22 protein-coding genes and 1 pseudogene are annotated in these 25,623 nt (G+C 51.1%); 11 read left to right on the top strand and 12 right to left on the bottom strand.

All coding sequences use genetic code 11. The features are described from left to right. Positions 1-9: 9 nt before the first annotated feature. Entirely contained in the window at positions 10-1,953 is a 1,944-nt protein-coding gene (locus tag BJ887_RS16345; RefSeq protein ID WP_059306371.1) for a bifunctional diguanylate cyclase/phosphodiesterase, read from the top strand. Between the two features lie 63 nt (positions 1,954-2,016). Next, positions 2,017-2,403, top strand: coding sequence for a hypothetical protein (locus BJ887_RS16340; protein ID WP_063214853.1), 387 nt, complete (start codon positions 2,017-2,019; stop codon positions 2,401-2,403). 108 nt (positions 2,404-2,511) lie between these two features. Here BJ887_RS16340 and BJ887_RS16335 read toward each other — a convergent pair whose 3' ends face one another. Continuing rightward, positions 2,512-2,988 carry a GNAT family N-acetyltransferase gene (locus BJ887_RS16335; RefSeq protein WP_014169039.1) on the bottom strand — a complete coding sequence of 159 codons (477 nt, stop codon included), beginning with the start codon at positions 2,986-2,988 and terminating at the stop codon, positions 2,512-2,514. Positions 2,989-3,080: 92 nt separating this feature from the next. On the opposite strand from BJ887_RS16335, the gene BJ887_RS16330 reads away from it, so the two are divergent. Together BJ887_RS16330 and BJ887_RS16325 are read left to right on the top strand one after the other, a co-directional pair. Further along, positions 3,081-4,040: a LysR family transcriptional regulator gene (locus BJ887_RS16330; protein ID WP_032677630.1), complete on the top strand. Its 960-nt coding sequence runs from the start codon at positions 3,081-3,083 to the stop codon at positions 4,038-4,040. A gap of 15 nt (positions 4,041-4,055) precedes the next feature. Then, positions 4,056-4,412 (top strand): DUF4440 domain-containing protein, encoded by a 357-nt coding sequence (locus BJ887_RS16325; RefSeq protein ID WP_020885049.1) that lies wholly within the window; start codon positions 4,056-4,058, stop codon positions 4,410-4,412. 321 nt (positions 4,413-4,733) lie between these two features. On the opposite strand, the gene BJ887_RS16320 is transcribed toward BJ887_RS16325, so the two are convergent. Continuing rightward, positions 4,734-5,840 carry an FRG domain-containing protein gene (locus BJ887_RS16320; RefSeq protein ID WP_121340117.1) on the bottom strand — a complete coding sequence of 369 codons (1,107 nt, stop codon included), beginning with the start codon at positions 5,838-5,840 and terminating at the stop codon, positions 4,734-4,736. Positions 5,841-6,177: 337 nt separating this feature from the next. Here BJ887_RS16320 and BJ887_RS16315 point away from each other — a divergent pair, with 337 nt between their 5' ends. Then, positions 6,178-6,966, top strand: coding sequence for a phosphotransferase (locus BJ887_RS16315; RefSeq protein WP_121340116.1), 789 nt, complete (start codon positions 6,178-6,180; stop codon positions 6,964-6,966). An 86-nt stretch (positions 6,967-7,052) separates the two neighbouring features. On the opposite strand, the gene BJ887_RS16310 is transcribed toward BJ887_RS16315, so the two are convergent. The 3 genes and pseudogenes from BJ887_RS16310 to BJ887_RS16300 all read right to left on the bottom strand — a co-directional run bounded on the left by BJ887_RS16310 (position 7,053) and on the right by BJ887_RS16300 (position 8,736). Next, positions 7,053-7,508, bottom strand: coding sequence for a hypothetical protein (locus tag BJ887_RS16310; protein WP_040016886.1), 456 nt, complete (start codon positions 7,506-7,508; stop codon positions 7,053-7,055). Positions 7,509-7,534: 26 nt separating this feature from the next. After that, positions 7,535-7,651, bottom strand: a pseudogene (locus BJ887_RS16305) (ash family protein); the annotation flags it as partial. A gap of 203 nt (positions 7,652-7,854) precedes the next feature. Next, positions 7,855-8,736: a LysR family transcriptional regulator gene (locus BJ887_RS16300; RefSeq protein WP_014169049.1), complete on the bottom strand. Its 882-nt coding sequence runs from the start codon at positions 8,734-8,736 to the stop codon at positions 7,855-7,857. Between the two features lie 105 nt (positions 8,737-8,841). Between BJ887_RS16300 and budA the strand changes: the two genes are divergently transcribed. The 5 genes from budA to BJ887_RS16275 all read left to right on the top strand — a co-directional run bounded on the left by budA (position 8,842) and on the right by BJ887_RS16275 (position 13,572). Beyond that, on the top strand, positions 8,842-9,621 hold the full coding sequence (gene budA / locus BJ887_RS16295) for an acetolactate decarboxylase (RefSeq protein WP_025204708.1): 780 nt from the start codon (positions 8,842-8,844) through the stop codon (positions 9,619-9,621). A 13-nt stretch (positions 9,622-9,634) separates the two neighbouring features. Beyond that, the gene (gene alsS, locus BJ887_RS16290; RefSeq protein WP_020885041.1) at positions 9,635-11,314 is read left to right on the top strand and encodes an acetolactate synthase AlsS; all 1,680 of its coding nucleotides are present in this window, start codon (positions 9,635-9,637) and stop codon (positions 11,312-11,314) included. 20 nt (positions 11,315-11,334) lie between these two features. Next, positions 11,335-12,105, top strand: coding sequence for a (S)-acetoin forming diacetyl reductase (locus tag BJ887_RS16285; protein ID WP_020885040.1), 771 nt, complete (start codon positions 11,335-11,337; stop codon positions 12,103-12,105). Between the two features lie 131 nt (positions 12,106-12,236). Beyond that, positions 12,237-12,710 (top strand): cold-shock protein, encoded by a 474-nt coding sequence (locus BJ887_RS16280; protein ID WP_014169053.1) that lies wholly within the window; start codon positions 12,237-12,239, stop codon positions 12,708-12,710. Between the two features lie 163 nt (positions 12,711-12,873). Continuing rightward, positions 12,874-13,572: a GNAT family N-acetyltransferase gene (locus tag BJ887_RS16275; RefSeq protein ID WP_014169054.1), complete on the top strand. Its 699-nt coding sequence runs from the start codon at positions 12,874-12,876 to the stop codon at positions 13,570-13,572. Positions 13,573-13,618: 46 nt separating this feature from the next. On the opposite strand, the gene betA is transcribed toward BJ887_RS16275, so the two are convergent. Genes betA through betI form a run of 3 tightly spaced genes read right to left on the bottom strand, consistent with a single transcriptional unit; the run spans position 13,619 to position 17,370 of the window. Then, the gene (gene betA / locus BJ887_RS16270; RefSeq protein ID WP_121340115.1) at positions 13,619-15,283 is read right to left on the bottom strand and encodes a choline dehydrogenase; all 1,665 of its coding nucleotides are present in this window, start codon (positions 15,281-15,283) and stop codon (positions 13,619-13,621) included. Between the two features lie 13 nt (positions 15,284-15,296). After that, positions 15,297-16,769 carry a betaine-aldehyde dehydrogenase gene (gene betB, locus BJ887_RS16265; RefSeq protein ID WP_121340114.1) on the bottom strand — a complete coding sequence of 491 codons (1,473 nt, stop codon included), beginning with the start codon at positions 16,767-16,769 and terminating at the stop codon, positions 15,297-15,299. Positions 16,770-16,782: 13 nt separating this feature from the next. After that, the gene (betI, locus tag BJ887_RS16260; protein ID WP_020885037.1) at positions 16,783-17,370 is read right to left on the bottom strand and encodes a transcriptional regulator BetI; all 588 of its coding nucleotides are present in this window, start codon (positions 17,368-17,370) and stop codon (positions 16,783-16,785) included. A 128-nt stretch (positions 17,371-17,498) separates the two neighbouring features. On the opposite strand from betI, the gene betT reads away from it, so the two are divergent. Beyond that, on the top strand, positions 17,499-19,532 hold the full coding sequence (betT, locus tag BJ887_RS16255; RefSeq protein ID WP_014169058.1) for a choline BCCT transporter BetT: 2,034 nt from the start codon (positions 17,499-17,501) through the stop codon (positions 19,530-19,532). Between the two features lie 84 nt (positions 19,533-19,616). Here the strand turns inward: betT and BJ887_RS16250 are convergent, their stop codons facing one another. The 4 genes from BJ887_RS16250 to BJ887_RS16235 form a co-directional block, all read right to left on the bottom strand. Further along, positions 19,617-21,722: a prolyl oligopeptidase family serine peptidase gene (locus BJ887_RS16250; RefSeq protein ID WP_063925329.1), complete on the bottom strand. Its 2,106-nt coding sequence runs from the start codon at positions 21,720-21,722 to the stop codon at positions 19,617-19,619. Then, positions 21,719-23,851: a peptidase domain-containing ABC transporter gene (locus tag BJ887_RS16245; RefSeq protein ID WP_063925327.1), complete on the bottom strand. Its 2,133-nt coding sequence runs from the start codon at positions 23,849-23,851 to the stop codon at positions 21,719-21,721. Before BJ887_RS16245 ends, BJ887_RS16250 begins: the two co-directional genes overlap by 4 nt. Beyond that, positions 23,844-25,118 carry an HlyD family secretion protein gene (locus BJ887_RS16240; protein ID WP_044866907.1) on the bottom strand — a complete coding sequence of 425 codons (1,275 nt, stop codon included), beginning with the start codon at positions 25,116-25,118 and terminating at the stop codon, positions 23,844-23,846. The genes BJ887_RS16245 and BJ887_RS16240 overlap by 8 nt, the downstream gene beginning before the upstream one ends. 149 nt (positions 25,119-25,267) lie before the next feature. Next, positions 25,268-25,528 carry a hypothetical protein gene (locus BJ887_RS16235; RefSeq protein WP_049023500.1) on the bottom strand — a complete coding sequence of 87 codons (261 nt, stop codon included), beginning with the start codon at positions 25,526-25,528 and terminating at the stop codon, positions 25,268-25,270. Positions 25,529-25,623 lie beyond the last annotated feature (95 nt).

Here is a 25,623-nt window from a genome sequence, read left to right as displayed (position 1 = left end):
GAGAAATGCATGAACAGGATCCTGGTAGGCATTATATTTTTCCTATTCATTACAACCGGGTATATTTCATTTCTTTTGCATGAGCGGCAGGAGGATCTGCAAAAACTCAACCATTATAAAGACTCCTGGTCTGTCTCTCAGATGGTTTCAGAATACTACAGGCTGGAGTCGTGGATCAGCCGTTATTCTGACAATAATCCTGATATCACCATGGACGATCTCCGCATGCGGCTGGAGATCATGCTTAGCCAGCGTGAGTTACTGAAAGAAGGCGATTTAGGGAAATATGTAAAGTCGAATAAAAGCCATAATGCACTGGCAAAAAACCTGCATGAAACGCTTGATTACCTTGATCATCATCTGGAAGGGATGACTCGCGCTCAACTTGCTGATTATCTTGAGAAAATGTATGCGCTTGATTCCTCCCTTAGCCAGTTTTCATCCAGTGCACTTTCCAATGATGTTAACTCCATCAACGAGACAAACCAGAATATACAAAAGCTGTATCGTATCTATTCAGGCCTTTCGGTTCTGCTGATTATTTTAAGTGCGATATTGGGTGTTTTAAACGTCTGCCAGAACAGGAAGATACTTAAAACTCACCGACAGGTTACCAGCCTGGCAAATGAACTTCAGAAATCGAAGGAAATACTCCAGCAACAGAATAAAAAACTGGCGTATGACGTTTACCATGACTCGTTGACGGGGCTTAAAAACAGGCTTTATTTCTGGGATGATCTTATTAATAATATCTCGATAGCGAGCCGCATACACAGGCCAGTCACGGTCATGTTATTTGATCTTGATCGCTTTAAAGAAGTCAATGACAGCTTTGGTCACGATGCCGGCGATCTGTTATTGCGTGAGGTTGCGCACCGTTTATCTTCCATGAGCAACGAAACAAATACATTCTATCGCCTCGGGGGCGACGAGTTTGCATTATTGTCGCATGAGCTGACGGAAGAAAGTGCCGTTAATCTGGCCATGGAAATCTGTGAGTGCATTAAAAAGCCTTACATAATAGGTAACTCTAACGTCACCATTGGTACCTGCGTCGGTATTGTTGTTTCAGAGTTAGAACGGCGTTCAGATTACCTTTATAAGTTTGCCGATCTGGCTCTGTATGAAGCTAAACGTGCAGGCTTAAACATGATCAAAGTGTTTCGCCGCATTATGCTGCAAAAGCTCGAGGAAAGCAGAACCCTGGAGCGTGATTTATCAGTGGCAGTCGCAAATAAAGAGTTGGTCGTTTACTATCAGCCGATTGTTGATTCGTACACCACTGAAATATATGGCTATGAAGCCCTTCTGCGCTGGAATCATCCCGTTAAGGGCATCATTGCGCCGGATGATTTTATTTCGGTAGCAGAGAAAACGGGATTCATCCATGAGATAGGCAAAGCCGCGCTTGAAATCGCCTGCAAGGAAGCGACGACATGGAAGGTGCCGGCAAGGATCTCTGTCAACGTGTCTCCGGTGCAGTTAAGCAGTATGAATTTTGTCGATACAGTACGCGCAGTGCTGGCCGAAACGGGGTTGCCCGCGACCCGACTCGAACTGGAAGTGACGGAATCTTCGCTGTTTACCGACAGTGAAACCCCCATCGAAATCCTTATGGCGCTCAGAGTGCTGGGCATAAAAATCTCTATTGATGATTTTGGTACGGGCTATTCCTCCCTTTCAAGATTGATTCAGTTAGGCTTTGATAAAATAAAAATCGATAAATCTTTTGTGCGAACAATATCCACGGATGAAGAAACTCAGACCATCGCAAAATTAATGGTCGGCATGGCGAAATGCCTTGATATGATAATTATTGCTGAAGGCGTTGAAACCAATGATCAACTGTTGTGCCTTCAACGTTTAGGGTGTGATTTGGCACAAGGATATCTCTTTGGAAAGCCCGCGCCCTTTATCAGTCAATCAATCAAAGCGGGTGAAACACTTGTTTAATCCTGCGGTGACGCTCCCTGGTCAACACGTGTGCCTGGCGCCTGGAAGAGAAGAGAGGGCGATATGCATGCGCAACGGCTGATGGGGGAGGGGTATGAACCGTACGTTGAGCAACAGGGTGACAGACTGACCTACTCTTTGCCGGTCGATTCCGGATTTGTCAGTTTTAACTTCACGTTTGATCTTCGCCAGACCGATCTGGATGTCCTGCTGTCGAGCGATTACAGGCGAGCCGTCCTCGAGATCACGGCCCACACCTTGCTCCAGCATTCGACACTGAAGGGGAATGACCGTTTCACTCAGAAAGACTTCGACAATCTGGTCGCAGTCACACTCCACGCATCGCTGGCGCTTTTGCACATATTCATTTCGCGCGTGAGCCGTGAGCACAATATTGCCATTGACCATTATGTCGAAGAAATACTCCACCGACGAACGCGCCGCGACTGAACAGGCCCGAAGCCTGATCAATGTGTTCCTGATACTCCCCTCAACGCGAACATGACTGCCCCTCAACAGAAGCAGCCTGCATCTGCAATTTGCTGCAACACGGTCGCGTTATTCGGCAAAGTTCAACAGCGCGTTACCCTCCAGGCGATACCGTACCCATTCGTTTTGAGGTAATGCGCCAATGCTGAGGTAAAAATCAATTGCGGGCTGGTTCCAGTCCAGTACGCTCCATTCAAGGCGTCCGCAGCGCCGTTCCACGGCGTACTGCGCAATTTTCTTCAGCATCGCTTTTCCCGCGCCCTTGCCGCGATAATCGGGGGAAATATACAAATCTTCCATGTAAATACCGTTACGTCCAAGCCATGTGGAGTAGCTGGTGAAGAACACGGCGTATCCGGCGATTTTCCCTTCAATCTCGCAGATTAATGCTTCGGTATGGCTGCCGTCGCCAAAGAGTGTTTCGCGAATCTCATCCGGTGTGGTGACCACTTCTTGCGGGGCTTTTTCGTAAACCGCCAGCTCATAAATCATATCGTAAATAGCGGAGGCATCTTCCGGGCGGGCCTGGCGAAGGCTGATACTCATATGTTTTCCTGTCTTTTTTGCAAGGCATCGTTATTGATGGCGTTAAGCATAGGGGGTATTGTCGGAAGAATTAAGTGCAATGAAATCACCCCATGATGAATATTATGCATCCAGCGCTACGACGTCTTGATTTAAACCTGTTGCTCATTTTTGACGCCATTTATCGGCACTGTTCCGTTCGCCTCGCCGCGGATGAACTGGCGATGAGCACCTCTGCGTTGAGCCACGCGCTGTCCCGACTGCGTATTGCGCTCAATGACCCGCTATTTTACCGGGAAGGCCACCGGATGTGCCCAAGCGTGTATGCTACCCAGCTCGCGCCGTCTATTGCATCAGCACTGAAATTTCTCAATCAGGAGCTGACTGTACAACCGGCGTTCGTGGCTTGCGAAAGCACGGAGCGGATCCAGATTGCGATCACGGACTTTACCGCGTTGTGCATTTTCCCGACGTTGATGCAGAGACTGCAGCAGGAAGCGCCTGGCTTGCGCTTTGATTTACGCTATTTGCCACACAGCCCGGCGCTGAACGAACTGTTGGCAGGAGAAGTGGATCTGGCGCTGGGGTTCAGTACACCCGACGATATCCGCCACAATGAACTGGACGAGATAAACTGGTTTGAGGATGAGTATGTTGTCATCAGCAATACCCGCCGAACACAGCTGACGCTGGAAGATTATCTTGCCGCACGGCATCTGGTGATAACCCCCTGGAACGAAAAGCAGGGTGTACTGGATTTACGGCTTGAGCAGTTGGGGTATACGCGGCAGATAGCGCTTAAGACGCCATCCATGCTGAGTGCCCCGTTTATCGTTGCGGAAAGTGACCTGCTAATGGCCATCCCCCGTTTTGCTGCTGAGAAGCTGAAACATGCTGCCAGTATTCAGATTTTTTCATTGCCGTTCACCATAAGCCCGTTTGAAGTAAAGATTTACTCGCATAAACGCAGTGGCCAGAGAGGGGCAACCAAATGGCTGAAGACGACACTTCACATGCTGGCGGACGAGTTGCCGCAAAACATTTATGGCCATGCAACTGACAGTCGAATTTGAATGAGGGTAAATGCCATGCTTCTGGAACAGTTGAAAACGCTGGAACGCACGCTTCATGGCAGCAGGCGCAACGATCGTGAATGGCTTGAACAGATACTTCACGACCAGTTCAGGGAAATGACACGATCAGGTGTGTTGATCGATCGTTCGCAGACAATCGAGGCACTTTCTGCCGAAACAGTTATCCCGACCATTCTCAGCAGCGACTTTCAGCTCATCCAAATACGAGAGGATGTCGCGATATTGCACTACAGGACATTCAATACGGACGGCACTCGCCCGACTTTGCGCTCTTCATGTTGGGAGCGGGCCGGGAGCGGGCAATGGAAACTGGTATTCCATCAGGGGACACCTGATGCGGGGAGCGGATAAGGTCCCAGGAGCGCACCGCAGAAAACGATTTCTGGATCTCAAGTGGGGAGAGTTAAGCCAGCCGACGGGCTGGCCTGAAATAGCGGCATTGCTCCGCACTCATTTTAAGTTTATGGGGTCGCTTATCGCTCGTAGCAAACCTTGCGGCTCTTATGTCGGTCCGCTTTGTGCCAGAAGCGGACGTTCCAAAAGACGTACTATATTTTGCTATTTATTTGAAAGTTTTATGGTATATCTAAAATATCAACCTTGGAAAACATGGTTGATATTTTATTCACCAAGCAAACACTTCCTTTTAAGAACATATATTTAAATTGTTGATTAAATGTAACTTCTGAGTATCTTATCTTTCATATATAAAGTGTAGTTCGGTAACTCAGGATAAATGAAGTCCCGAGTAATGCCATAACGTTCCAATTCTTTTCTGATAGCATCCACATATTTATACTTAATAATAATTTTTAAACAACTCTCGTTCGCGAAGTTTTGTGATTTAAAGTCGGTATCGGAAATAATATTATTGTCAAAAAAATGTGATGCTTTAAAAATTGGTTTGTTGATGACATTCGAAAATAATAGTAACCCTTGCTGATTTTTAATGCGTTGGTTAATTGGAAGAGGGCTAATTACCTGTAATGTAGAGTTGTAAATACGGATTGAACTGTGGGATTGTCTAAAATTGAAGCCATCTTCATCAGAAAATATATGTAGTATTTCTTCTATTTTTTCGTCATTATACGATGCCATGCTATTGAGCACGGCACTGTGATCTGGGTGGATATCATCTTTGCATAGCAATAATTCTTGATTCAATTCGTAGAAGTCAATTTTATAGTTTTTGAATAAATCAATAGCTTTGGAAATGGATTCTTTACTCCCCGCACGCATATACGGTCTAATTAATTGATAAAAATCATAATATTTCTTCTGAGCCTTTTCCAATTTTGATTGAAAAACTTTGCTAGATGTTTCGGAATACCCATTTTTTAGAATAAATACAGCAACATCAGTATCGGACTTGTTTTCTTCGGTGGCAAAGTAAAGTGAAATTAATGGGTTTTTGGTTAGATCGACTACACGTGTTGGTAATTGATAATGCTGAGCCATAACATGCAGGTCTATATCATTCAACTCGTATCCTTTTATTATATTAACATCAGAATACAGTACAAATTTATCTTTAAAACTATCAAATAACTCAGATGCCAGTCGAGAGTGTGAAATTTTTAAAGCGAAATCAGGATCCATGTTTTTAACTGGAAGAGGTTTAATGTCATTAGAATTTAATAATCGACAAAGAGAAGATTCTATCCCCCAACTAGCATCTGCTTGGCCTCGAAAATATAATTGGCGGTCTTTATTTTGTTTCGCAACTTCGTTAACAATTTTTAAAATATCGCCAACGCAGGAAACTTCGTGCTTAAGCATAATTACTCCTTTTGTAACAATTTTTATACACTAATAGCCTCCCTTGATTCAATATTATTAAAAGGAGACATAGGTCTTATCGGCCAACAAATCTTTTCCTTTACAAAAATACACAACTAAAATTTTGATATATTGAATTTGAAGCATGGTGACAAGATTTTTCATCATCATTGGGCTGCCTCATTTAGTATTACTTAGCACAACGCAACTTCCGCACCTCGCTCTAATCGGACCTTCCCACAACCCGCAACACTGCCCGTAAAACGCAATGCCCCTGATCTCTCCGCATCACACTACACTTATCCCTTAAAGCCAAACCTGACTCAGGGAGTCATGTATGTCTGCGGAGAATTTATCCCAAATGGGTGCGGCAAAAGTGCAGCGTTTGGTGGATCAATATGGTCAGCAAGTCATAGATAAATGCCCTGTTAGCCCTGTGGAATACGCTTTCTACGAGTATGCGGCGGAAGAGCTCAACAGCAGGGGAATCAAAACCCCGACGCTGTTGTCTGCCGATCCACATCTACGCCGGTTAAGGCTGGAATATATCCCTGGAAAAGTGTCTCAGGATGAGGTGTCGGGGGATGACATATTGAAATGCCTTTCTCATCTTCATTGCACTCCACCAGACCCAACCTGGGTGTATCACCCTCATTCCTGGTCCGAGAAAGCGCTTGAAAAATCACTGGCGCTTTTGAAATTACCGGACCGCGCGGCCCACCAGATGCGCTGTTTTCAGCAAGCGGGCAGCGTTTTGTTTCGGCAGAAATGTTTAATCTCAGGGGATACCAATGCCGGTAACTGGGGGAGAAGAGAAAACGGAGAGTGGGTTCTCTTTGACTGGGAAAGGTTTGGCACGGGCAGTCCGGCTATCGACCTCGCCCCGCTGGTAAAGGGGATGGGCTCCAGGCAAAGCATTTTACAGCTTGCGGAGCGTTACAGCGTGCATTATCTGCATATGCCTGCCCGACAGCTAGCGACGGAAATAACCCTTGCTAAAGCATGGATTTTGTCAGAGGTGGTGTCCCTGCTCTATGACCGAAATAAAACAGATTTTGAGCTGTACCTGAACTGGTACAGAGAAACGCTTCCCGGCTGGCTGGACGAGGCTACCTCAGTACTTTAACCCTTCGTCTGCATGGGTTTTTTAGATTATTAAGGCCGAAATTCTGGCTCACAGACCAGCTGAATTTCGGCCCTTACGCACTGGCCTTAGTGCGCCGTGATATACGGCTCTTTCACGAACTCCGCCAGCAGCCAGACCATATCATGTAGCAGACCGGTCAGCTCTTTTGCCACGTTTGCAGGCAATGTTCCGCCCATTACCGCCTGCGTTAACGCCAGCGCATAGTCCACCTGGAGCGACGTATCCTGCCAGCAGTCCGGAACGCAGGAGACAATCTTCTCTCCTGCAATCAGCTGTTCGACCAGATAAGGCGGGAGGGCAGAATCACAACGCGCGCGAAGGCGTTTAAGGACTGCCAGCAAACGCGTGCACAGTGTTGCATGGGTGACCGCATCGTCAGTTTCTACCAGCACGCTTACATACGCGGTGCAGGCATCGGCCAGTTCGAAGAGATCTGCAGATTCAGGCAGTTGTAGATGAAGCAGATGGTGTATAGCGCTTTCTTCAGAGAGCGCGTAAGACAGGGAAGGGATAGTAGCCATATGGCATCCTCTTTATGCAAAAATTATTAACCGCCCGGTGAGTTCCTACGCTCTTGGGGGGTAGCGCTGACGGAGGTAGGAATACCGTGCATAAAGAAAAACGGCCAGCCTTTCGGCTGCTCCGCCAGCGCCACCGTGATTTTAACGGTATATGCGCTGTCGCGACAAAAAAAATCGCTTTATGCCAACGGGTTCCTACGCCCGGTTGCGGATGTGCCGCAACGCAGGCACTTTACGGCCGGGAGGAGAGTAAGAAAAGCAGTAACCCTGAATTACACAGGGTTACTTGCAGGTTTGCGAGGCGGCTTCCAGAAAGGCCTTAGCGGGCGCAAGCAGCGCCGCGCCATTACCCTTCACTCAGCATCGCCAGAAACCGTTTCACCGTCCGCGAACGTTCAAAACGCCGCCAGCACAGCGCGATATCAGTATAAAGCTCCGGTGATGTCAGCGCATGGTAGGTCACATTGGGGGGCGAAATGGCGGCCATCGACTTCGGCACCAGGGCGAACCCGCCGCCAGCGGACACCATGCTCAGGGAAGAGGAAAGTTGCGAAGACTGCAGCGTGTGCTGCACGTCAATTCCGGCCCGCTCGCAGCAGCCGTAAACGCGATCGTACAGCCCTGGCGCGACCTCCTGCGGGAACAAAACGACCGGCGTATCCCGCAGTTGCTCCAGCGCCAGCGATCCACACTTCGCCAGTGGATGGTCGCGATGCAGCGCCACAACCATCGGCTCACGGTCGAGAATTTTTAGCTCAAACGCTTTGCTGCTCTCACACGGCAGACGCACAAACGCGATATCCAGTTCACCCTCCGCCAGCATCGCCGTCAGCGAAGACATATTGGCTTCCACCTGGTGCACTCTCACCGCCATGTTCTGCAGCTGATACTGGCGAATAAGGGTGAAGATTTTGGGGTGAAAGGCGTCTGAACTGGTGATCCCAATCGACAGACTGCCGTTCAGCCCGCGGGCAATGCCCCGGGCTTTCTCCAGCGCGGCGTCGCTCAGCGCCAGGATCTTACAGGCGTCCTCATAGAAGGCTTCTCCCGCTTCAGTCAGCTCCACGCCTCGCGTCAGGCGTCTGAATAACGGCGTGCCCACTTCTTCCTCGAGCCGTTTAATCTGCTGACTCAGAGGAGGCTGTGAAATACCCAGCGCTTTGGCCGCTTTGGTGAAGTGTCGCTCACGTGCAACGGCGACAAAATACCGCAGATAACGAAGTTCCATATCAAAAACGTCTCAAACCAGCATGGATTCTATATTGGAACTCTATGCTGAATCGGGTCAACATTTATTTAACCTTTCTAAATAAAGTTGAAGAGGACGAGCATGATGGTGCATTCATCTGCATGCGACTGTGAGGCCAGTTTGTGCGAGACCCTGCGTGGGTTTTCTGCCCAGCATCCTGACAGCGTGATCTATCAGACATCGCTAATGAGCGCCCTGTTAAGCGGCGTGTACGAGGGGGATACCACTATCGCCGATCTGCTTGCGCACGGCGATTTTGGTCTGGGTACGTTCAACGAGCTGGATGGCGAAATGATTGCCTTCAGCAGCCAGGTGTATCAGCTGCGCGCCGACGGGAGTGCCCGTGCCGCGAAGCCGGAGCAAAAAACACCGTTTGCGGTGATGACCTGGTTCCAGCCGCAGTATCGCAAAACCTTCGATGCGCCGGTCAGCCGTCAGCAGATCCACGACGTGATCGACCAGCAAATCCCCTCCGATAACCTGTTCTGTGCGTTACGCATCGACGGTAATTTCCGCCACGCCCACACCCGTACCGTTCCGCGTCAGAAGCCGCCATACCGTGCGATGACCGACGTTCTGGACGACCAGCCGGTGTTCCGCTTTAACCAGCGAGAAGGGGTACTGGTCGGGTTCCGCACGCCGCAGCATATGCAGGGCATTAACGTCGCGGGATATCACGAACATTTTATCACCGACGATCGTCAGGGCGGCGGGCATCTGCTCGACTACCAGCTGGAGAGCGGCGTGCTGACCTTCGGTGAAATTCACAAACTGATGATCGACCTGCCTGCCGACAGCGCATTTTTACAGGCCAACCTTCACCCCAGCAACCTTGATGCTGCAATCCGTTCCGTCGAAAACTAACAGGAGAACCACCGTGAACAGTGATAAACAGGCACGTCAGTGGGCGCATGGCGCCGATATGGTCGTAGGCCAGCTGGAAGCGCAGGGCGTGAAGCAGGTTTTCGGTATTCCGGGTGCAAAAATCGACAAAGTGTTTGATTCCTTGCTCGATTCCTCCATCGAAATCATTCCCGTGCGCCACGAAGCGAACGCGGCGTTTATGGCCGCAGCGGTAGGGCGCCTGACCGGCAAGGCCGGGGTCGCGCTGGTCACCTCCGGACCGGGCTGCTCAAACCTGATCACCGGGATTGCCACCGCCAACAGTGAGGGCGACCCGGTGGTCGCGCTGGGCGGTGCCGTGAAGCGGGCAGATAAAGCGAAGCTGGTGCATCAGAGCATGGACACCGTCGCCATGTTCAGCCCGGTGACGAAATACGCCGTAGAGGTGAGTTCACCGGATGCGATTGCCGAAGTGGTCTCGAACGCGTTTCGCGCCGCCGAGCACGGCAGGCCTGGGGGCGCGTTCGTCAGCCTGCCGCAGGATATTGTCGACCAGCCCGCCACGGGCGCGATTTTGCCGGGCAGCAGTACTGCCAAAATGGGGCCAGCACCGGAATCCGCCATTAACGACGTGGCGAAGCTTATCGAAAAAGCCAAAAATCCGGTCATTTTACTGGGCCTGATGGCCAGCCAGCCTGCCAACAGCGCCGCGCTGCGTAAGCTGCTGGAGAAAAGCCGCATCCCGGTCACCAGTACCTATCAGGCGGCCGGGGCGGTGAATCAGGAACATTTCACCCGCTTTGCCGGACGTGTCGGCCTCTTTAACAACCAGGCAGGCGACAGATTGCTGCATCTGGCGGATCTGATTATCTGCATCGGTTACAGCCCGGTGGAATACGAACCGTCCATGTGGAACAGCGGCGACGCCACGCTGGTGCATATCGATGTGCTGCCTGCCTATGAAGAACGCAATTATGTGCCTGACCTCGAGCTGGTGGGGGACATCGCCGAAACGCTGAACCTGCTCGCGAGCCGGATCGCCCACAAGCTGGAGCTCAGCGCGCGCGCGTCAGAAATCCTGGTCGATCGTCAGCATCAACGGGATCTGCTCGATCGCCGAGGCGCCTCGCTCAATCAGTTTGCCCTGCATCCGCTGCGCATCGTGCGCGCCATGCAGGACATCGTCAATAACGACGTTACGCTCACCGTTGATATGGGGAGCTTCCACATCTGGATCGCCCGCTATCTCTATAGCTTCCGCGCACGTCAGGTCATGATCTCTAACGGTCAGCAGACCATGGGCGTTGCACTGCCGTGGGCGATTGGTGCGTGGCTGGTCAATCCTGGCCGCAAGGTGGTCTCGGTGTCCGGTGACGGTGGCTTCCTGCAGTCGAGCATGGAGCTGGAAACCGCCGTGCGTCTCAATGCCAATGTGCTGCACATCATCTGGGTGGACAACGCCTACAACATGGTGGCGATCCAGGAAGAGAAAAAATACCAGCGCCTTTCCGGCGTAGAGTTCGGCCCGGTCGATTTCAAAGTCTATGCCGATGCCTTTGGGGCGAAAGGCTTTGCCGTCGAGAGCGCGGATGCGCTGGAGCCTACGCTGCGTGCTGCAATGGATGTCGATGGCCCGGCCGTGGTCGCCATTCCCGTCGACTATAGCGATAACCCGCTGCTGATGGGCCAGCTCCATCTCAGCCAGATTTTGTGAATCAATATAAGGACAGAGAAATGCAAAAAGTTGCTCTCGTAACAGGCTCAGGCCAGGGGATTGGTAAAGCGATTGCGCTTCGCCTGGTGAAAGACGGTTTTGCCGTCGCCATCGCGGATTACAACGAAGAGACGGCAAAAGCCGTTGCCGATGAGATCACTCGTAATGGGGGGAAGGCCGTCGCCGTGAAGGTGGATGTCTCCAGCCGCGAGCAGGTGTTTGCAGCGGTGGAAAAAGCCCGCACTGCGCTGGGCGGTTTCAACGTGATCGTCAACAATGCCGGGATCGCGCCTTCCACGCCAATTGAGTCGATCACCCCGGAAATTGTCGACAAAGTTTACAACATCAACGTCAAAGGGGTTATCTGGGGTATCCAGGCTGCCATTGACGCCTTCCGTAAAGAAGGGCACGGCGGCAAGATCATCAACGCCTGTTCCCAGGCAGGCCATACCGGGAACCCTGAACTGGCGGTCTACAGTTCCAGTAAGTTTGCGGTACGCGGGTTAACCCAGACGGCGGCACGTGATCTTGCGCCATTAGGGATCACCGTTAACGCTTACTGCCCGGGCATCGTCAAAACGCCGATGTGGGCGGAAATTGACCGCCAGGTCTCCGAAGCAGCGGGTAAACCGCTCGGCTACGGTACTGAAACGTTTGCCAAACGCATTACGCTTGGCAGATTGTCCGAACCCGAAGATGTGGCCGCCTGCGTCTCTTATCTCGCCGGGCCAGATTCCGACTACATGACCGGTCAGTCCTTGTTGATTGACGGTGGTATGGTGTTCAACTAAATACTAATAAGCTCTGACATGAGTTTTCCCCTGCCCCCGTGCAGGGGCTTTTTTTTGTCTCCTCAGCCATTGTGGATTACACTGCGCGCTGCAAAACTTTAGTCTTAGAGATCTGACAGGCGGTAACAGCGATGAACGGTACAATCACAACGTGGTTTAAAGATAAAGGCTTTGGATTTATCAAAGATGAAAACGGTGACAACCGCTATTTTCATGTGATTAAGGTCGCCAACCCTGATCTGATTAAGAAAGACGCAGCGGTGACCTTCGAGCCCACAACCAACAACAAAGGCCTTTCCGCCTATGCGGTGAAGGTGATCCCGGAAAGCAAACACCTCTATATCGCAGGCGAGCGCGTGAAGCTCACCTCGATCAAATCGTTTGTGGTGTTCAGCGAAGAAGAGCCAGCAGATACCGGCATCGATAAAGAGAACGCGGTACTGTCCGTGGGGCTGCTGATGAACAACATCAAACCCAAGTCTGATAAAAAACCGGGTGAAATGCGCACGGTGAAGAAACTGGCTATCACCACCTTCCAGAATACGACGATGATCTTCACGGAAGATGAGATCGACATCGACGCTACGGTGAAGCTGCTGAAATAATGCTTTGCCGGGTAGGACGACGTCTTACCCGGCGTACCGCTGTCATCCTGGCGTGCAAACGCCACTCCCTCCCGTTTTCCCGAGCAGGCGATACGCCGCGTCTCTTTTCGTCCGCTTTTTAACCTGCTATAACAAAACCCTTATCCTTCCGGGAGTCAACGCCGTGCCCGAGCTTAATCAACATGGTCAAACTGTTAACGATATCGTCCCCGACTGGAAATGCGCCCGTGCGTTAACCCGCACTCCGCTTGTCGGTCAGTATTGTCGTCTGGAGCCGCTGGATGCCGAACGTCACGCCGCGGATTTGTATGAGGCCTATGCGCTGGGGGACGACAGCGACTGGACGTGGCTTGTCAGCACCCAGCCCGTGAGCGTTGAAGACACCGCAGAATGGGTCCTTGGCAAAGTACTGGATGATGAACTGGTGCCGTATGCCGTCATCGATTTGCGTACCGGGCAAGCGGTGGGGCTGGTGAGCTATATGGCAATAGAGCGCATGCAAGGGTCGGTGGAGATCGGCCACGTCACCTGGTCACGCAAGATGAAAGGCTCCCGCCTCGGCACGGAAACCGTATGGCTGCTGCTCAGGAATGCATTCGAGCATGGCTATCGTCGGCTGGAGTGGAAGTGCGATTCAATGAACACTGCCTCGCGTAATGCGGCGGAAAGGCTGGGGTTTGTCTGGGAAGGCCGACTGCGTCAGAAGCTGGTGCGCAAAGGGCGCAACCGCGACAGCGACATGCTGTCAATCATTGATGGAGAATGGCCACAGCGGGATGCCGAACTCCGCGCCTGGCTGGCTGAAGCGAATTTTGACGGGGAAGGGCGGCAGCGTAAAAAGCTGGAAGCGTTTCGTCTGTAAAATATGCCCCTCACCCGTTGGGAGAGGGGCTGCTTAGCAAACTGCGTTACAGGCGAACCGGTGCACCGTTGGCGACATAATATGCCGCGGTACTCTTCGCCAGCGGCTCGCGTCCGCGAATGGCATCGGCAATTTTCTCGCCAATCATGATGGTGGTGGCGTTCAGGTTGCCGGTGATGATCTGCGGCATAATGGACGCATCCACCACGCGCAATCCTTCCAGCCCATGAACGCGACCTTCGCCGTCGACCACGGCCATTTCGTCATACCCCATCTTACAGGTGCCGCACGGGTGGAAGGCGGTTTCAGCGTGGTTACGCACAAACTCGTCCAGCTGTTCGTCGGTCTGGCACTCAATGCCCGGGCTGATTTCCCGTCCACGGTATTTATCCAGCGCCGGCTGGTGCATGATCTCACGGGTGATGCGGATCGCATCGCGAAACTCCTGCCAGTCCTGTTCGTGGGACATATAGTTGAACAGGATCGCCGGATGCTGATGCGGATCGCGTGATTTAATCCGTACACTCCCGCGGCTTGGTGAGCGCATGGAGCCAACGTGGCACTGGAAGCCGTGCTCTTTGACCGCGTTCGACCCGTTGTAGTTAATGGCGACCGGCAGGAAGTGGTACTGAATATTCGGCCATTCAAACTCCTCGCGGCTGCGGATAAACCCGCCCGCTTCAAAGTGGTTGCTCGCTCCCACGCCGGTGCCGCCAAACAGCCACTCCGCGCCAATCTTCGGCTGGTTCCACCACTGCAGGGCAGGGTAGAGAGAGACCGGCTCTTTGCACTCGTACTGCAGGTACATCTCTAAGTGATCCTGCAGGTTTTCACCCACACCCGGGAGGTCATGTACCAGCGGGATGTCAAACTGCTTCAGCAGTTCCGCGTTACCCACGCCGGAGCGCTGCAGGATCTGCGGAGAGGCAATCGCCCCGGCGCACAGCAGCACCTCTTTGCTGGCCGTCGCTTTTGACGGAATCGTGCTCTCGCCTTCCAGCCACTCGACGCCTGTCGCGCGTTTGCCGTCAAAAATAATGTGATCGGTCATGGCATGGGTGCGAATGGTCAGGTTCGGGCGTGATTTCGCCTGATCCAGATAGCCGCGTGCGGTACTGGCGCGACGGCCTTGCGGCGTCACGGTTCTGTCCATCGGGCCGAAGCCTTCCTGCTGATAGCCGTTAAGATCGTCAGTACGCGGGTAGCCCGCCTGCACACCGGCTTCTACCATCGCTTCAAACAGCGGGTTTACGCCGGGTTTAGAGGTGGTCACGCTCACCGGGCCGTCGCCGCCGTGGTAGTCGTTTGGCCCCACGTCACGGGTCTCTGCCTTACGGTAGTAGGGCAGGCAGTTGAGATAGCTCCAGTGTTCCAGACCCGGCTCAGTTGCCCAGTTATCCAGATCCATCGCGTTACCGCGGATGTAGCACATGCCGTTGATCAGGGATGAGCCGCCCAGCCCTTTGCCGCGACCGCACTCCATACGGCGGTTGTTCATGTGCGGCTCGGGCTCGGTTTCATACGCCCAGTTGTAACGCTTGCCCTGCAAGGGAAACGCCAGCGCGGCAGGCATCTGGGTGCGGAAGTCAAAACGGTAATCCGGGCCGCCCGCTTCGAGCAGCAGAACGGTGGTATTGGGATCTTCCGTCAGTCGTGTTGCCAGTACGTTGCCGGCAGAGCCGGCACCAATAATGATGTAGTCAAATTGCAAAAAAACCTCCCGGTTAAAATATGGACTGGAATTTACCCATCTCAACCTGGATGGACTTCACCTGGGTATAACTCTGGAGCGTCATTACGCCGTTCTCGCGGCCAATGCCGGAGTGTTTGTAGCCACCAACCGGCATCTCTGCCGCGGATTCACCCCAGGTGTTGATCCAGCAGATACCCGCTTCAAGCTGGTGGATCGCGCTGTGCGCGCGGTTCAGGTCGGCAGTCACGATGCCTGCCGCGAGACCGTAATCGGTGTCGTTGGCGCGACGAATCACCTCTTCGTCGGTTTCGTACGTGAGGATGGACATCACCGGCCCGAAGATCTCTTCGCGCACGATGGTCATCTCATCGGTGCAGTCGGTGAACACGGTGGGAGCCACCCACGCGCCGTTGTCAAAGCCTTCGCCTTTCAGCACGTCGCCACCGCACAGTACACGCGCGCCTTCTTCTTTGCCTTTGGCGATATAGCGCAGCACGTTTTCGCGGTGCGGGAAGCTCACCAGTGGGCCAAAGTTGGTGCGTTCATCGAACAGATCGCCCGCGCGAATACGTGCCACGCGCTCAACAATTTTCTGCTCAAACGTGGCTTTGAATTTCGCCGGCACGAACACGCGGGTGCCGTTGGTGCACACCTGTCCGGAACTGAAGAAGTTGGCCATCATGGCGATGTCCGCCGCGAGATCCAGGTCGGCATCGTCGAAAATAACCAGCGGGGATTTCCCGCCCAGCTCCATCGTCACCTCTTTCAGGGACGAGGCCGCCGAATTGGCCATCACTTTTTTGCCGCTGGCAACGCCGCCGGTGAAGGAGACTTTGGCGATGCCCGGGTGCTCGGTCAGGAACTGACCGGTTTCTGCGCCCACGCCCGGCAGAACGTTAAACACGCCGTCCGGCAGACCCGCTTCGGTGTAGATTTCGGCAAGCTTCAGGGCGGTGAGGGGAGTCACTTCGCTCGGCTTGAAGATCATCGCGTTACCTGCGGCCAGCGCTGGCGCGGATTTCCACAGGGCGATCTGGATCGGGTAGTTCCACGCGCCAATGCCCGCGACCACGCCCAGCGGTTCACGACGGGTGTAGACAAATGAGGTATCGCGCAGGGGGATCTGGCTGCCTTCCAGCGCCGGGATCAGCCCTGCGTAGTACTCCAGCACGTCCGCGCCGGTGACGATATCAACGGTGCTGGTTTCTGAGTACGCTTTGCCGGTGTCGAGGGTTTCCAGCTTCGCCAGCTCGTCGTTACGCTCACGAAGAATGTCTACCGCACGGCGCAGAATGCGCGAGCGCTCCATGGCGGTCATTGCCGCCCAGATTTTTTGCCCGCGCTGCGCGCTTTCTACGGCGCGATCGACATCCTCGCGCCCGGCGGCCTGAACGGTCGCCAGGACTTCACCGTTGGCCGGGTTGATGGTCTCGAAGGTGCGACCGCTGGTGGCCGATGTATAACCACCATTGATATAAAGCTGCTGTTCTGCCATTCGGGACATAAATTCTCCTCGGTTAATCGGTCGGTAAATGCTGGCTAATAAAGTGGCTGGTGAGCGACTGGGCCAGGGTTTTATCCAGCGGTTTGCCACTCAGCGCGGCGCGCAGCCACAGCCCGTCAATCAGCGCCGCGAGCCCGTAACCCGCCTCCTGCGCCTGTTCGCGCGGCAGCTCGCGGCGGAACTCATACACCAGGTTCGACAGCAGACGGCGGCTGCTCACCTGTTGCAGACGGTAGAGCATTGGCTGATGCATGCTGCTCGCCCAGAAGGCCAGCCAGGCTTTCATTGCCGCGCCGCTGATCTGGGTTTCATCAAAATTGCCGCCGACAATCGCCTGCAGACGCTGCTCAGCGCTGCCGTGCGGTAAGGCATGCAAACGGTTCAATACCGCGTCGCGCAGCTGGCCGGTGATGTCGCGCATGGTCGCTTCCAGCAGGCCATTTTTGTCCTTGAAATAGTGACTGATGATCCCCGTGGAAACGCCCGCCCGACGGGCGATCTGCGCGATGGTCGCGTCATGCATTCCCACTTCATTTATTGCTTCCAGCGTGGCGTCGATCAGTTGCCTGCGCCGGATTGGCTGCATCCCCACTTTGGGCATTTTTGCCACTCCATTCATCAGCGTTGGTTAACCATTAAAGCGGTTTTTGATTGGACGTTCAATATAAAATGTGTCTTAATTGTTGCGGTTTTGGATTTCAATAGTTACAAAAACAGTGGGGATACTGGATGACAGATCTTTCGCAAGACAGAGAAAAGGACAAAATCAATCCGGTTGTTTTTTATACATCCGCAGGACTGATTTTGTTGTTTTCCCTGATGACGATCTTCTTTAGCGATTTTTCTGCCGAGTGGATTGGGCGCACCCTTAACTGGGTGTCGAAGACCTTCGGCTGGTACTACTTGCTGGCGGCGACGCTCTATATCGTCTTCGTCGTCTGCATCGCCTGCTCGCGCTTTGGCTCGGTAAAGCTCGGGCCGGAACAGTCAAAACCCGAGTTCAGCCTGCTGAGCTGGGCCGCGATGCTGTTTGCCGCGGGCATTGGTATTGACCTGATGTTCTTCTCCGTGGCGGAACCGGTCACGCAATATATGCAGCCACCGGAAGGGGCGGGGCAGACGATGGAGGCCGCGCGACAGGCGATGGTCTGGACATTGTTCCACTACGGCTTAACCGGCTGGTCGATGTATGCCCTGATGGGTATGGCGCTCGGATACTTTAGCTATCGTTATAATTTACCCCTCACGATCCGCTCCGCGCTCTATCCGATTTTCGGTAAAAAAATTAACGGACCGATTGGACACACCGTGGATATTGCGGCGGTGATTGGCACCATCTTTGGGATCGCCACCACGCTCGGTATCGGCGTGGTGCAGCTCAACTACGGTCTGAGCGTGCTGTTTGATATCCCGGATTCCATGGCGGCCAAAGCGGCGCTGATCGCGCTGTCGGTGATTATCGCCACCATTTCAGTTACCTCCGGCGTGGACAAGGGCATTCGCGTGCTTTCTGAGCTGAACGTCGCGCTGGCGCTGGGGCTGATCCTGTTCGTGCTGTTTATGGGCGATACGTCATTCCTGCTCAATGCGTTAGTACTGAACGTGGGTGATTACGTGAACCGCTTTATGGGTATGACGCTGAACAGCTTCGCCTTTGACCGCCCGGTCGAGTGGATGAACAACTGGACGCTGTTCTTCTGGGCGTGGTGGGTCGCGTGGTCGCCGTTTGTTGGCCTGTTCCTGGCGCGTATTTCGCGTGGACGTACCATTCGTCAGTTTGTGATGGGCACGCTGATTATCCCGTTCACCTTTACGCTGCTGTGGCTGTCGGTGTTCGGCAACAGCGCGCTGCACGAGATCATTCACGGCAATGCGACGTTTGCGCAGGAAGCGATGGTGCATCCGGAGCGGGGGTTCTACAGCCTGCTGGCGCAGTATCCGGCGTTTACCTTTAGCGCCTCTGTTGCGACCATTACCGGCCTGCTGTTTTACGTCACCTCGGCGGATTCCGGCGCGCTGGTGCTGGGGAACTTTACCTCGAAGCTCAAGGACATTAACAGCGATGCTCCTAACTGGCTGCGCATCTTCTGGTCTGTCGCCATTGGCCTGCTGACCCTGGGCATGCTGATGACCAACGGTATTTCTGCCCTGCAGAACACCACGGTGATCATGGGTCTGCCGTTCAGTTTCGTGATCTTCTTCGTGATGGCCGGGCTGTATAAATCTCTCAAGGTGGAAGATTACCGCCGCGTCAGCGCCAGCCGCGATACCGCGCCACGCCCGATGGGTGCGCAGGACAGACTGAGCTGGAAAAAGCGGTTGTCACGTCTGATGAACTATCCGGGCACGCGCTACACCAAACAGATGATGGAAACGGTCTGCTTCCCGGCGATGGAAGAGGTGGCGCAGGAGCTGAAGCTGCGTGGTGCGTATGTTGAACTGAAAAACCTGCCGCCGGACGACGGTGAGACTCTGGGACACCTGGACTTGCTGGTGCATATGGGCGACGAACAAAACTTTGTCTACCAGATTTGGCCACAGCAGTATTCGGTGCCCGGGTTTACCTATCGCGCACGCAGTGGGAAATCAACGTATTACCGCCTTGAGACGTTCCTGCTGGAAGGGAGCCAGGGGAATGATCTGATGGATTACAGTAAGGAACAGGTGATTACGGACATACTTGATCAGTATGAGCGGCACCTGAACTTTATTCACCTCCATCGCGAGGCGCCGGGGAATAGCGTGATGTTCCCGGATGTTTGAGCGGGATAACTAAGTTAATAAAGCGGTATCCTGGAGCAGGGTACCGCTTTTTTTAATGGCGTGGCACATTCGTGCTGCGCAATATTAATGATTCTGAAAATGAATACCGGTTTTCCATATAAAGAAACTCACAGTGTCGACTAATTTTGAATCAGCTTCTGCGTAGGTGGCCGCATTGTGTCCTCCTTGACTGTAAGCTAATACCAGCACCGGAACATTCCACGGTTTGTTTATTGTCTGCAATCGGGCTGCGAATTTTGCTGTCTGCCAGGGGGAGACACGTTGGTCATGCAGGCCGACCGTTAACAACACCGGGGGATAGCGTTTACCTGGAACCAGATGCTGATAAGCGTCTATTTTTAACAAATTGAGCATGCCTGATTGTGTAAAAGGTGAACCCAACTCTTCAAAATTCATCTCGCCTATTGGAATTTTATCCAGTCGACTGGTATTAAGTATTCCGACGTCTATCGCCACAGCTGAAAATAGTTCTGGGCGAAGCGTCATTGCCATACCCATTATAATCCCCCCCGCGCTCTCACCACTGATCACCAATTTTGACGGTGAGGTGTAATTATTATCAACGAGATATTCAGCGCAACGAATAAAATCATTAATAGAATTTTCTTTCTTATTCGCTCTACCTCCTTCATGCCATGCTGGACCCAGTTCACCTCCTCCTCGAACATGCGCGATTGCGATGGCTCCGCCTTGTTCAAGCCAGAGCAAGCGGGAAATATCAAATTCAGGAAGAGTACTTACTCCATAAGCGCCGTAAGCTGTCAACCAGATGGGGGTGGCACCATTGTGTTCAATCCCTTTATGATGAATTAAAGTTAACGGAACGCGGACGTTATCTGCTGTGAGAACCCATATTTCTTCCGTCACATAGTCTGTAAAGGATTGTTTTACCGGTGATATTAAATTCGTATCTCTGATGCGATTATTGACCGGGTTATACTGGAAAATAGCAGGTTGCGTGAGCCAACTCTGTCGGGTGAAGAGGATATCCTTGCGGTTATTGCTGGCGAATATTGCACTCACATTTTCATCTGCTGGTGCTGGAATGAACTGGTGTTTATTCGGGTCTTCAAAAGGAATACGTACGAATTTATTGGTGCCAGAGTCATGGTATGCAATATAAAGTGAATCCCGACTGGTGGTTAGCTGGGTGAGCTCACCATTTGCCCAGCTCATCACATGCTCTCGTTTTGAAGTAGGAGTACTCAGATCGACTCTTGAGATATCATAACCTGATGATGAATTCATGTTAGCAAAATAAATCCACTTTCCAGAGCAAACAAAGGCAGAAACATTCTCATCAACATCAATGATTTTGGCCCAGTGTAATATTCCGTTGAGTGCGGGAGCGTTTTTTGCTGAAAAAAGATAGCCGCCATAACCGCTGATTGATTTCGAAAAATAAACGATGAGATATGCAGAGTCGGGGGATGCAAACAAATTAACGTTTTCACATTTCTTCTGTGTCAATTCCGGGAGAGTATGCCAGTCAAAAGTCATAACATCATTTTGGCTCCCTAAATGATGGTAGTAGACTTTTCCGCATGTTTGTCGCCCGGTATCATGAGTTGTATCGTTAAGACTGTAATAAAATGACTGGTTATCCGCTGCCCAGACAACATTAGGATAGCGAACCGCGGAAATTTCATCTTTTAATACGACACCATCCGCAACTCTGATGACATTTATTGCCGTAGTTTCAGTACCATTTTTCGATAATCCAAAAGCCACATAGTGACCGTCTGGAGATGGGCTAAAAAAATTAATCCCATATCCGACGGGAGGGGTAATAACCACTCGTTCAGGTTTTCCCTTTTGTTGCACAAAAAGCCGCAGATAAGGATGTTCAGTTGTCGATCGTAGGTAGAAACGACGATCGCCCGCATCATAGATATCAGATAGAGTTGGTTCTGTGTTAACCAGTATGCTTAGTCTTTTCGCCAGTGCATTTCGCCAGGGGAGGGTGTGTAATATTTTAACCGCCTGGTCTGAGTGATGGCTTAGCCAACGAGCTGTCTGTTGTCCGTCGGTTTCCATCCAGCGATAAGGATCTACGTTGTTGTCAACATCAGCGTTTCTCCCATGGGCATGAGTGAAAAAAACGCAGCCAAGCAAAATGACTATTATGAATAATGTCGGTTTTATACTCAGTCTTACGCGATTTTTCATTCAGAGTGCAGTCCATGCTGTTCTGTCTGTGGCATTAATCGAATCACACGCTCAACAGATGCGATGGTTGATTGTCTGTGAGCAATGATTATTCGGGTGATGTTTAGCTTTTTGATAGCCTGATTAACATACGTTTCACTCTCTTCGTCCAATGCACTGGTTGCTTCATCCATAAATAATATCCCGGGTTTACGATAAAGTGCGCGGGCAATAAAGATGCGTTGTTTCTGTCCTCCAGACAACCCCTCACCAAGTTCTCCAACTAATGTATCGTATCCCATGGGCATTTTTACAATAGCACCATGGATAAAGCTTGCGCGAGCGCACTCTTCCATCCATTCGTAATCGGCATTTTCATCGAAGCCACAAATATTTTCTCTAATAGAACCAGAAAATAACTTATCATCCTGCATTACGCACCCGATTATTTTGCGGTAATTGTTTAAACCAAGTTGTTGAATGTCATTACCATCGATCATTACTGAACCTGTCTGCGGTTCAAACAATCCACAAAGAACCCTCATAAGCGTTGTTTTACCTGCACCTGACGGGCCTGTAATTGCCACACTTTCTCCAGCTAAAACCTGGAAAGAAAGACCACGAAAGACAGCGGCCGAATGGTCATCATATCGGTAGCTTAATGCATTTATTTCTAGGGCTACAGGTTTCATCGTGTTTAATATTTCTCTATCGGGCTTTTTCTTTTCTTGAGTATTAAGTGCAATATCTGCCACACGTTCATTATGAAGGTGCATCATGCGCAACTTAGTCAGGAAATTAGTTAATGACCAAATTCTGTCGGCAAATTGTTCTCTGAATACACCGAAAGCGATGAACATCCCAATTGTTATATCGTTATCTATAATGAGTCTTGAACCCAGCCATAGCATTGCTATCTGCTCGCAAGCAGTGATAAGGGAGTTTACGCCACCAAAAAGCAAATCCATTTTGGTGATTTTTATTTCAGTGTTAATTGTGTCAATTTCCAGGTTCAGCCAGTGGATGCTTCTTCTTTCACTAAAACCTTGCATTTTAATGGTCGCTATACCGTACAACGTTTCCATGAAATAAGATCGGGTTCGGGCGTCTCTAACGAGAATTTCCTCCGATAATTCGCGGTAGGTACTGTACGTCATAAGACGGATGAGGACATATAGAGCAGTAAAACACATAACAACGCCTGTGAGCCAGCCGCCATAAAGTGCCATCATAATGACGACACCGATCAACATCGTTCCATCGATGAGTGCTCCAACGATACTACTGGTAAAGGTTTCCCGAAGAGTGTTCAACGATCCAAAGCGCGACTGAATGTCACCTAACTTGCGTCGCTCAAAATAACTCAAAGGTAGCCGCAGTAAATGTGAAAATAACCCGGATTGCCACTGAACATTGATGAGCGTAGTCATTAATAATGAAGACCATGAACGCAGTGCGCTCAATGCCAGGCGTAAGAAAGTAAAGAGTAACAGACCAATACAAATCAGTGTCAGTAAGCCCACATCTGCAGCGGGAATAGCATGATCCAGTGCAAGCTGAGTACCTATCGGGATAAGAAGATTTATGGATTCAATAATGAGCGAATAGAAAAATATTTTCGCTAGCGTACCCTTAAGACCATGTACCTTTGCTGCAAGGGCTTTGAGGCTGAAGTGGTGACTTTCTTGCTCTTCGGTAAATGTACTTCCAGGCCATACTTCGAGTGCTATGCCAGTGAAGTATTGAGACATTTCCTCGAGATTTATCGTTCTACGGCCTCTGGCAGGGTCGTGCAGGATCACTCGATTTTGTTTCACACCGACCAGAACTACAAAATGGTTAAAATCCCAATGTAAGATGCAGGGGATCTTAAGCGAGTTGAGTTCATGAAGTTCCAGGGATAAACAGCGAGATGCAAGTCCTAATTGTTCAGCAATTTCTTTCATTCCTGCCAGTGTTGTCCCACGTGCAGATAGGTTGAATTGTTGTCGCAAGGAGATGAGATTGCTATTTTTTCCATAGTGATTACAAATCATCGCAAGACATGCCAAACCGCATTCTGAGGATTCCGTTTGATGAACTAGTGGAACCCGAGAACGCAGATGAAGATCGAGTTGTCCGAGAAGCGTTTTAAAAGCACGTTTACTCATTTATCGGGCCCTCTATGCTATTTTTCATATCGTAGAAGGGGGAAAGCATCCACTGATAGATCTTCCTTTTTTCCAGAAATAAGGTGCTTTGAGCTTGCATTCCATTACCCAAGCTCAGACGTTTACCCGCGTACGCAATATTTTGTCTGTCAGGTTTGATAATAACTTTGTAGTAGGGTGCAGCTGAAGATGAGGCCACTTTAAGCGCCCCTTGATAGGTTTGCATTTCCTGTGGGGAGGCTGGGGAACGTGAGATGACAGAAATTGCTCCGCCAAACATACCGAATTTTTCAGCAGGAAAGGCTTCATAGCGGATGTTCACGCGGTCTCCAGCATTAAGATAGGGGACTGCGTCATTCGGTACCCAAATGACAAGAGAGAAATGATCGATATTGTATGGGATGATTTGTAGCAGACTGTCGCCCGGCTTGATCATCTGCCCGACGGTGACGCTAAGGGAATCTACCCTCCCGTTAGCCATGGCTCGGATAATAATAGCGCCTCCAGCATCAATACTCAGACGTTCTTTTTGCAATTCATAGCGCTGAAGTTCCATTTGATGAATCTGGTTATCAAATTCAGCGGCCTGCGTCTGAATCTGACTCTCCAGTGTTGTCACCTGCAACGCGTTTTGGTCACTCTGGGCAGACAGGTTAATCATGTTATTCTGTCGTTCGTAGTATAAGGCTATCTGATTAATCAGCTGATCCTGAGTAATAAGACCACGGGCCTGATAATGCCGGTAGTTCTCCATGTTAGTTTTCATTACATGGAGGCCTTCCTGGGCTTGGGTGATAATATCTGAGGAACGTTTGAGAGCAGCGCTATATTGTTCTTTTTGTTTTTTGAGCATCTCAAGAGTGTTTTTTTTATTTTCCTGGAGAAGAGACATGATTTGAGATATACGTGTCAGCTGGTTGTCAACATCCATACGCTGATTATCGCTGACAACACCGCTACGTGTGCTTTTACTAACATCGATCATGTAAATAGCATCACCTACTTTGAGCAGTTGACCTTCTTTGACAAATTGTTTAACTACCACCCCCTGAACACTGGCGTAAACGTTAGATGAACGAGGATAGGTGGTTATTTCTCCCACTACAGTTATTCTTCTCGTATAGGTGAACGTTAGGACGAAGGTTAGAAAAGCAATAACAAAAAAAACAGATAGCCCTGCAACCAACCAAACAGGGATCCCAGACAGTAATATGGCTCTTCCTTGCCATCTCAATTTTTTGTGATCAACCGCTTTTTGGCGATACACGCACTTTTTCCTTTTTTTAAAAGATTTCGTGATTTTGTGTGGTTCACCAGGTGACAATTTTAAGTCAATTGCACCTGGTTATTCTGCATATCCAGGGGTATCGTGTTTTTTCCTGCATATGTAATTTGCTTTGCTGCGCTTCGGTAATACTATTTCTTCGACGACTCAACCATCCCTACCGTTACGGCCATCGTGTCCACCGGGACCACCTTTACCGCCTTTGCCCCCTTTCCCTCCAGGGCCACCATTTCCACCATCACCCCCGTTCCCGCCTCGTCCCCCGTTACCGCCATTACCACCATTTCCAGAACCACAGGTTCCTCCATTACCTCCGCGGCCGCCATTACCGCCTGCGCCCCCGTTACCTCCACTTCCACCATCGCATTGCGAACCCCCAGAAATACCTTCACTCTCTGATTTCAGTAGTTCTCGCATTTTTACTCCTGATAAAATAATGCATCACGCACAACGACCCGCCATGACAAACTTACAGCGGGTCGTCGTT

Source organism: Enterobacter sp. WPR_3_1, assembly GCF_003635055.1.
Classification (GTDB): domain Bacteria; phylum Pseudomonadota; class Gammaproteobacteria; order Enterobacterales; family Enterobacteriaceae; genus Enterobacter; species Enterobacter ludwigii.
This window is presented reverse-complemented; position numbering and strand designations above follow the sequence as displayed.

What these genes read in the sequence shown, in the direction of transcription:
- BJ887_RS16245 (WP_063925327.1), bottom strand. Translation starts at nt 23,851, where the DNA reads ATGAGTAAACGTGCTTTTAAAACGCTTCTCGGACAACTCGATCTTCAT.
- budA (WP_025204708.1), top strand. Translation starts at nt 8,842, where the DNA reads ATGGTGCATTCATCTGCATGCGACTGTGAGGCCAGTTTGTGCGAGACC.
- BJ887_RS16300 (WP_014169049.1), bottom strand. Translation starts at nt 8,736, where the DNA reads ATGGAACTTCGTTATCTGCGGTATTTTGTCGCCGTTGCACGTGAGCGA.
- betT (WP_014169058.1), top strand. Translation starts at nt 17,499, where the DNA reads ATGACAGATCTTTCGCAAGACAGAGAAAAGGACAAAATCAATCCGGTT.
- BJ887_RS16250 (WP_063925329.1), bottom strand. Translation starts at nt 21,722, where the DNA reads ATGAAAAATCGCGTAAGACTGAGTATAAAACCGACATTATTCATAATA.
- BJ887_RS16310 (WP_040016886.1), bottom strand. Translation starts at nt 7,508, where the DNA reads ATGGCTACTATCCCTTCCCTGTCTTACGCGCTCTCTGAAGAAAGCGCT.
- BJ887_RS16345 (WP_059306371.1), top strand. Translation starts at nt 10, where the DNA reads ATGAACAGGATCCTGGTAGGCATTATATTTTTCCTATTCATTACAACC.
- BJ887_RS16340 (WP_063214853.1), top strand. Translation starts at nt 2,017, where the DNA reads ATGCATGCGCAACGGCTGATGGGGGAGGGGTATGAACCGTACGTTGAG.
- BJ887_RS16280 (WP_014169053.1), top strand. Translation starts at nt 12,237, where the DNA reads ATGAACGGTACAATCACAACGTGGTTTAAAGATAAAGGCTTTGGATTT.
- betI (WP_020885037.1), bottom strand. Translation starts at nt 17,370, where the DNA reads ATGCCCAAAGTGGGGATGCAGCCAATCCGGCGCAGGCAACTGATCGAC.
- BJ887_RS16285 (WP_020885040.1), top strand. Translation starts at nt 11,335, where the DNA reads ATGCAAAAAGTTGCTCTCGTAACAGGCTCAGGCCAGGGGATTGGTAAA.
- BJ887_RS16320 (WP_121340117.1), bottom strand. Translation starts at nt 5,840, where the DNA reads ATGCTTAAGCACGAAGTTTCCTGCGTTGGCGATATTTTAAAAATTGTT.
- betB (WP_121340114.1), bottom strand. Translation starts at nt 16,769, where the DNA reads ATGTCCCGAATGGCAGAACAGCAGCTTTATATCAATGGTGGTTATACA.
- BJ887_RS16335 (WP_014169039.1), bottom strand. Translation starts at nt 2,988, where the DNA reads ATGAGTATCAGCCTTCGCCAGGCCCGCCCGGAAGATGCCTCCGCTATT.
- BJ887_RS16325 (WP_020885049.1), top strand. Translation starts at nt 4,056, where the DNA reads ATGCTTCTGGAACAGTTGAAAACGCTGGAACGCACGCTTCATGGCAGC.
- BJ887_RS16330 (WP_032677630.1), top strand. Translation starts at nt 3,081, where the DNA reads ATGATGAATATTATGCATCCAGCGCTACGACGTCTTGATTTAAACCTG.
- BJ887_RS16315 (WP_121340116.1), top strand. Translation starts at nt 6,178, where the DNA reads ATGTCTGCGGAGAATTTATCCCAAATGGGTGCGGCAAAAGTGCAGCGT.